The sequence below is a fragment of the Leptolyngbya sp. FACHB-711 genome, from assembly GCF_014695615.1.
Taxonomy (GTDB): domain Bacteria; phylum Cyanobacteriota; class Cyanobacteriia; order Elainellales; family Elainellaceae; genus Leptolyngbya_A.
This window is the reverse complement of sequence record NZ_JACJOR010000328.1, coordinates 1-6179: the sequence shown is the minus strand read 5'-3', so window position 1 is coordinate 6179 and position 6179 is coordinate 1. Positions and strand designations below refer to the sequence as shown.

The following is a 6179-nucleotide window of genomic DNA, read 5'->3' as shown; positions in this document are numbered from 1 at the left end:
CCGACGACTTCCCCATTGAGCCGCACGCGCCCAGCCAAAATCATCTGCTCCGCCTGTCGCCGAGAAGCAATTCCCCGCTGGGATAGGATTTTTTGTATCCGTTCTGCCATGCTGCTTTGTGATTGCGGATTGAATCGATCGATGTTGCCAGTTCAGCTAAGACAAGGATATTACGCTTCGCAATCGAGGTTTTGCCCCTGCCCCTTAAGGTTGTTTGAGGAGGATTCGAGGGGCTACATTGCCCCCCAAAATCCCCCAATGCTAGGGAACTTTGAGACCTGGAAGTAGGCAGTTTCCCCAGAATTGACCTGCCAGGAAGGCAGTTCGGGTGACCGCGATGACTTCTCAAACCGTTGCTCAACCCGATCGCTACCGATTCATCTTATCGATTTTATTGAGCTATCCCGGTAATTCTATCCCGATGATTCTGATGAAGCGTTGGGAGCCGCGATCGGAGTGTTGGTTGCTTCGCGGCTTCCCGCAGGGGTAATCGCCCGATGGGTAAACAGCAGCGGCAGCCTTACCTGAAGCCATGCGCCTCCGGTCTCAGGATGATTGCGGGCACTGACCGAGCCACGATGCGCCTCAACGATTTGCCACACGATCGCCAGCCCTAACCCACTCCCGCCCTGAGCATACCAGTCAAACGGATTGTGTCGCTCCTGAGATTCAGAGGAATTTGCTTCCAGATGACGGGCACGAGCCGGATCAGCCCGATAAAATCGCTCGAATACGTGGGGCAATGATTTTTCTGGAAACCCCTGTCCGGCATCGATTACGTCAATTCGGACGATCGCCTCTTGAGCCATTCGCCCTTCTGTCATTGGTTTGCTCGAAGCAGATTCCAGCGAAACGCGCACCTGAATCGTAGAGTCGATCGGGCTGTACTTAATGCTGTTATCCAGCAGGTTCATCAGCAGCCGATGAATTCGTGCGGGGTCAATTTGCATCAGCAGGTCATCGGGTCCCTGATAGTCCAGGTGCAAATGCTTTTCGCGGGTGAGCGGCTCCAGCATTTCCCAAACCGAATGCAGCAGACCGACCAGATCCACCGTCTGAAGCTGAAGGGTTTCAAACGAACCGCGCTCCATGCGATTGAGATCCAGCAAATCCTGCACTAGATTGCTCAGGCGCACCGTTTCGTTAATCAAGCGATCGATCCAGCCACGCAGGCTCGGCTCCAGGCGGAGTTGCAGCGTTTCAGCCACCAACCGAATCGAAGTTAGGGGGGTTTTGAACTCGTGTGCTAGATCCGATGCCCAGCGATCGCGCTGTTGCAGCAGGGTCATGGCTTCCTGACGGTTTTCGAGAAAGATCGCCACCTGATTATCCAGCAAGGGAATGCCATAGCCTCGCACGGCATAGGCAGGCTGCTCCGAGAGCCGCGACGGATCAGCACTCACCGGATAAAACGTCCAGTGGCTCTGGCAGGGCTTTGCGGCAGTGCGAGTCTGCTCAATCAAATCATCTAGCTCGTAGGAGCGCACCAGTTCCAGCAGCAAGCGCGGCTTTGCCGCAGGGTGATCGCCGCTGATTCCCAATAAACCTTTTGCTTGAGCATTGCACCAGAGCAGCCGATTTTCGTCGTCTACCTGCAAATAGCCGATCGGCGCAATTTGAAGCACCTGTTGATAGGTTTGCACTTCCTGCTGAAGCTGCTCAAGCTGCTGCCGCTGATAAGTCAAAGCGCGGGAAAGCTGCGTTGTCGCTGAAAAATCAACATCCTGATCAGGCGATCGAACTTCGCGCAACAGTTTCTTCAGCCTCGCATTCGAGCGCGACTGTTGCCAGACTAGAAGCACTAATCCGATGAGTAATCCGACCCAGAAATACAGAACCGCCACGGCTCAAATCACTGCCAGTTTGTTGAAGGTTGCCAGAAAACGATTGATCTACGATCGTGTTACCCCAGCGTACCTGTAAATTGCGGCAGTGGTCAGGCAATTACCCGGAAAAATAGCTGTTTCAACGGAATAAATCCGTTTCCACCCGATTAGCCAAAGCGGTAGCCAAAGCCTCTCACCGTTAGCAAGTATTCGGGACGGCTCGGATCAAGCTCTAGCTTTTCGCGCAGCCAACGAATATGCACATCAACGGTCTTACTGTCGCCCATAAAATCGGGACCCCAGATACGCTCGATTAGCTGCTCGCGAGACCAGACGCGCCGAGGATTTGCCATAAACAGTTCCAGAATGCGAAACTCCTTGGGCGATAGATTAATTTCTTCGCCGCGAACCGTCACCCGGCATTCCTGCGGATAAAGCGCTATTTCATGGAAGCGCAAAACCGACTCCTGAACCTGTTGCTGAGTATGGTAGTGGCGACGCAGCAGGGCTCGACAGCGGGCAACCAGTTCTCGCATTCCAAAGGGCTTGGTTAAATAGTCATCTGCGCCCACTTCCAGTCCTACCACGCGATCGGTTTCACTGCCTTTTGCACTCAGCATCAGAATTGGGACACTGCTTCCTTCGTGCCGCAGCAGACGACAAAGATCCAGCCCATTGACATAGGGCAGCATTAGATCGAGAATGATGAGTTCAAAGGGTAAAGCTTCAGACTGTCCCAGTTCTCCAGAACGACTGATCAGGTCTAGACCCTTGCGACCATCTTCTACGGTCGTAACCTCGTAACCTTCTTCAGTCAGGGTGAGGGCGATCGTTTCTCGAATCAGCTCTTCGTCTTCAACGAGCAAAACCCGTCCGAGCTTAACTTCCTGCTTGTATCTTGCGGTTTCTGGAGAAAAGGTAGGCAGCATATTATATTGTTGCTTACTTTGTATTACTTATTTTGCGTTACTTTATTGCCCATCTTACCAGAGTCCCATCTAATCGCTGTCGGGACGGGAACTTATTCTAATTACTGTTATTAAAGTTACAGAAAATTGGACTAGCTTAATAATTCTTTTGCCAGTGCTGCTGCCAGTGCTGCAATGTAGGCGACAGCGACTGTGCCAGCGTCACCGGATCAACTCCTAATTCCGTGCGGTCTCGGGCTGACCAAATGCCTGCCTGCGCATGCCACCACGCTGCGCTCACTGCGATCGCCTCGATTGCCGCTTCCCCCATTCTGCCCTGCGCCAGCAAGCCGCCCATTAGGCCAGTCAGCACATCCCCACTGCCGCCTCGTGCCAACGCTGGGGTACTGTCAGGGGTGAGCCAGACCTGACCTGCCGGATTGCCGATCGCCGTTCGTGCCCCCTTTAGTAAAACGATTGCCCCGCTTGCCTGGGCTGCTGCCTGAACTGCCGCGATCGAATCTCCGCTATGCGTCTCTGCAATTTCAGGAAAGAGCCGCTTAAATTCGCCCCAGTGCGGCGTGAGAACCGTGGGAACCAATCGCTCTTGTAATGTTGCCGTTGCGCCCAAACCGGAGAGGATATTTAATCCGTCTGCATCCAGCAACAAAGGAACTTCCTGATTTAGCAAATGGGAAACGATCGATCGCGCTTCGGGGGTGAGTCCGGGTCCGCAAGCGATCGTCTGGTATTGACTGAGATTGATTTCCTCAGGTAAATGAGCAATTGCGCCCGTCTCATCTTCTGGGCAACCGATGATTAGTGCGTCTGGAAGCTGTGCCACCAGAATGGGCTTCAGAGCTTCGGGAACAGCGATCGACAGCATTCCTACCCCGCTGGCTCTAGCAGCCAGTCCCGCTAATAAAGCCGCCCCCGAATAGCAACGTGACCCCGCAATCAGCAGTAGATGTCCCTGTTTGTATTTGTGGGTGACAGCAGGACGAGGCAGCGGCAGGGCAGCCAGGGCAGCCGCAGGCAGAATGCGCTGAAGGGCAGGAACGTCTCCCAGAATGGCGTAAATATCGGCAAGGGGCAGCCCAAAGTCGATTAGTTCAGCAGTTCCCGTATAGGCGAGAGCAGCATCCTGAAGAAATGCACGTTTCCAGAGTCCCAGGCAAAAGGTGTAATCGGCGCAAATCGCGGTTCCCAATGCGGCTCCGGTATCAGTGTGCAGTCCCGAAGGCAGATCAATACTGACGATCGCTCCCTTTCCTTGATTAATTTGCTGAATCGCGGCGGCAAGTTCTCCCTCGATCGATCGGGTTAAACCAAAGCCAAACAGTCCGTCCACGATTAGATCGCAGTCTTGCAGGTCAGCTACCTGAGCCGTTGTGGGAATGCCTAAACTTGCCGCATAACGGGCATGGCAGTCGGTCAGTTCTTTGAGTTTATCGATCGGCTGATAGCAAATCACGCGATAGCCCCGCAGATGCAGTTCCCGTGCTACGACCAGCGCATCGCCGCCGTTATGTCCGGGTCCGACCAGAATTCCGACTTGGGGAAAGCAATCGAGCGGATACAAATCAATCAAACGCTGCGTAATTCGTCCCGCCACCTTTTCCATCAGTGCTGCAACAGGCATTCCCGCCGCAAACATCCGCCCCTCGATCTGGCTCATCTGCGCTGCGGTGACGACAAACTGCTGGATTTGTACCGATCGCTGTTTAATCGATTTCGTCATGATGCCGCTAACCCTCTGTTTTTTCTGAATGCCTGAAACCAGAGCGTTAAGAGCAGTGTAACGTCATTAAGTTCTACGTCATTAAGTTCTACGTCATTAAGTTCTACATCGTTAAGTTCTACAGATGATCGGCGAATTCGTAGAGTCGTTTAACGATCGCCAAAATTTTCGTTCCGTAATCTGGGTCAGCCGACCAGCGACCGCTTAAATCTGCCACGGTGGGAGCAATGCCGCGTCGGACGAGGTGAAATCGGGGGTCGGCAGGAGATTGAACGAGCGGTTCTGCACAGGCATAAGCTTTGAGGTGCTGAATTTGTGCCCGGATGCCGAGCAGTGGCGTCGTAAATTTGGCTCCAATTTCGTCCACTGTCGCGCCGCCCAATCCGGCAAAGTTATGATGTTCTAGCTTTACGGAATCTGAGAACTGAAGATACTGGGTTTCCAGGCACATCTGGGCAAAGGCAATATCGTGGTTCACGCCTTCAATTTTGCCTTCGTCGATGTAGAGTTTGGGCACTTCGTAGAACTTCGTCAGGCTATCAGGGTTAGAGCTTTTGAGGAACATCATCATCTGCACTTCGGAAGCGGTTCCCCGTCCCATAATCCGATCGATCGCCGTGGGCAAAGTAGACAAAATCGATCGCAGATTGAGCGTCTGATTCTTACTGTCCCAGGTGAAAGCAAGATTAAAGTCCCGCAGGTCGATCGCTCGTGCATAAACCACATTGCCGTAGTTGATGCGGTGAATGGACGGACTGAGCGGCAGTTCAATTCCCATCTGATCAATCAGATCGATCGGGATATAGGCATTGCCATCCAGCAGCACTCCTTTTTCGGGATATTCTGCGCCATTCACCTGAAGCGAAATGAGTGAGTTTCCTGCCGTTTGTCCTGAATTGAGCGATCGGCTCCAGACTGCCAATCCTTCCGCGATGCCCAGCGCAACTTCCTGTCGCTGACCCTGAAGAATCTGGCGATCGTCTGCATGATTCAGACAGCCTGCTTCCAGATGCAGGGCAGGCACGATCGTATCCCGACAAAAGGTGAGCCGACCGAGCAGGGTTTGGGTGTCGGACTTGACTCCGCGACTCGAAAACTGGGGGACACGCCGCAGATAGGCTTGCAGGAGTTGAGACGCTTGCAGCCGCCGCTCATCGTTATAAGCAACATGATAGACAGCCGCTCCCCGTAGCGTATGGGTCGAGCTAGCAACCTGAAGCGACAGAGCCAGATCTCCCTGCTGACTACGCCGATTAATCCAGTCGATCGCCTGCGTTAAACTCATTTCATCGGGGACGGCAACAGCATCATAGTTTCGCGATCGTAAAAACTGCACCACCCGATCGCGCAGCAAAACCGTCTCCTGGACTGCCAAGACGCGATCAATTTCACCCGGAAACGTGCTGTGCTGGTCTTCGGGTTCGCCGTAGGCTGCTGCTACAAAGATTCGTGTCATTGTGGTTTTTGAGCTGTCGATCAAGCAGAAGTGTAGCGAATTCGGGCATCGATCGATACAACTTTTTCGATATCGCTTTTGGGGACGATTACCCCTGCGGGAAACTGCGAAGCAACCGACGAGATGCTGCCGAGATTCTAAAGTCTCATCGCTAGAAGCGATCGAAATTTGTGGATCTGAGAGACTATAGGTGGACTTAGAATCATTTTCGATTTGCCCAACTCAACCCGCCGACTATGGAAATCCCC

General features: G+C 53.2%; 5 protein-coding genes. All 5 read right to left on the bottom strand.

Annotated features, from left to right (window positions below):
• A partial coding sequence (locus tag H6F80_RS13440; protein ID WP_277879142.1) for a S4 domain-containing protein occupies positions 1-110 on the bottom strand: 110 nt, incomplete at its 3' end.
• A 303-nt stretch (positions 111-413) separates the two neighbouring features.
• Complete coding sequence (locus H6F80_RS13435) at positions 414-1844, bottom strand: ATP-binding protein (RefSeq protein ID WP_190792048.1); 1431 nt, start codon at positions 1842-1844, stop codon at positions 414-416.
• Between the two features lie 149 nt (positions 1845-1993).
• Positions 1994-2755 (bottom strand): response regulator transcription factor, encoded by a 762-nt coding sequence (locus tag H6F80_RS13430; RefSeq protein ID WP_190792047.1) that lies wholly within the window; start codon positions 2753-2755, stop codon positions 1994-1996.
• Positions 2756-2891: 136 nt separating this feature from the next.
• Positions 2892-4475 carry an NAD(P)H-hydrate dehydratase gene (locus H6F80_RS13425; protein ID WP_190792046.1) on the bottom strand — a complete coding sequence of 528 codons (1584 nt, stop codon included), beginning with the start codon at positions 4473-4475 and terminating at the stop codon, positions 2892-2894.
• A 118-nt stretch (positions 4476-4593) separates the two neighbouring features.
• Positions 4594-5931: a hormogonium tapered terminus morphoprotein TftA gene (gene tftA / locus H6F80_RS13420; RefSeq protein WP_190792045.1), complete on the bottom strand. Its 1338-nt coding sequence runs from the start codon at positions 5929-5931 to the stop codon at positions 4594-4596.
• Between the last annotated feature and the right edge of the window lie 248 nt (positions 5932-6179).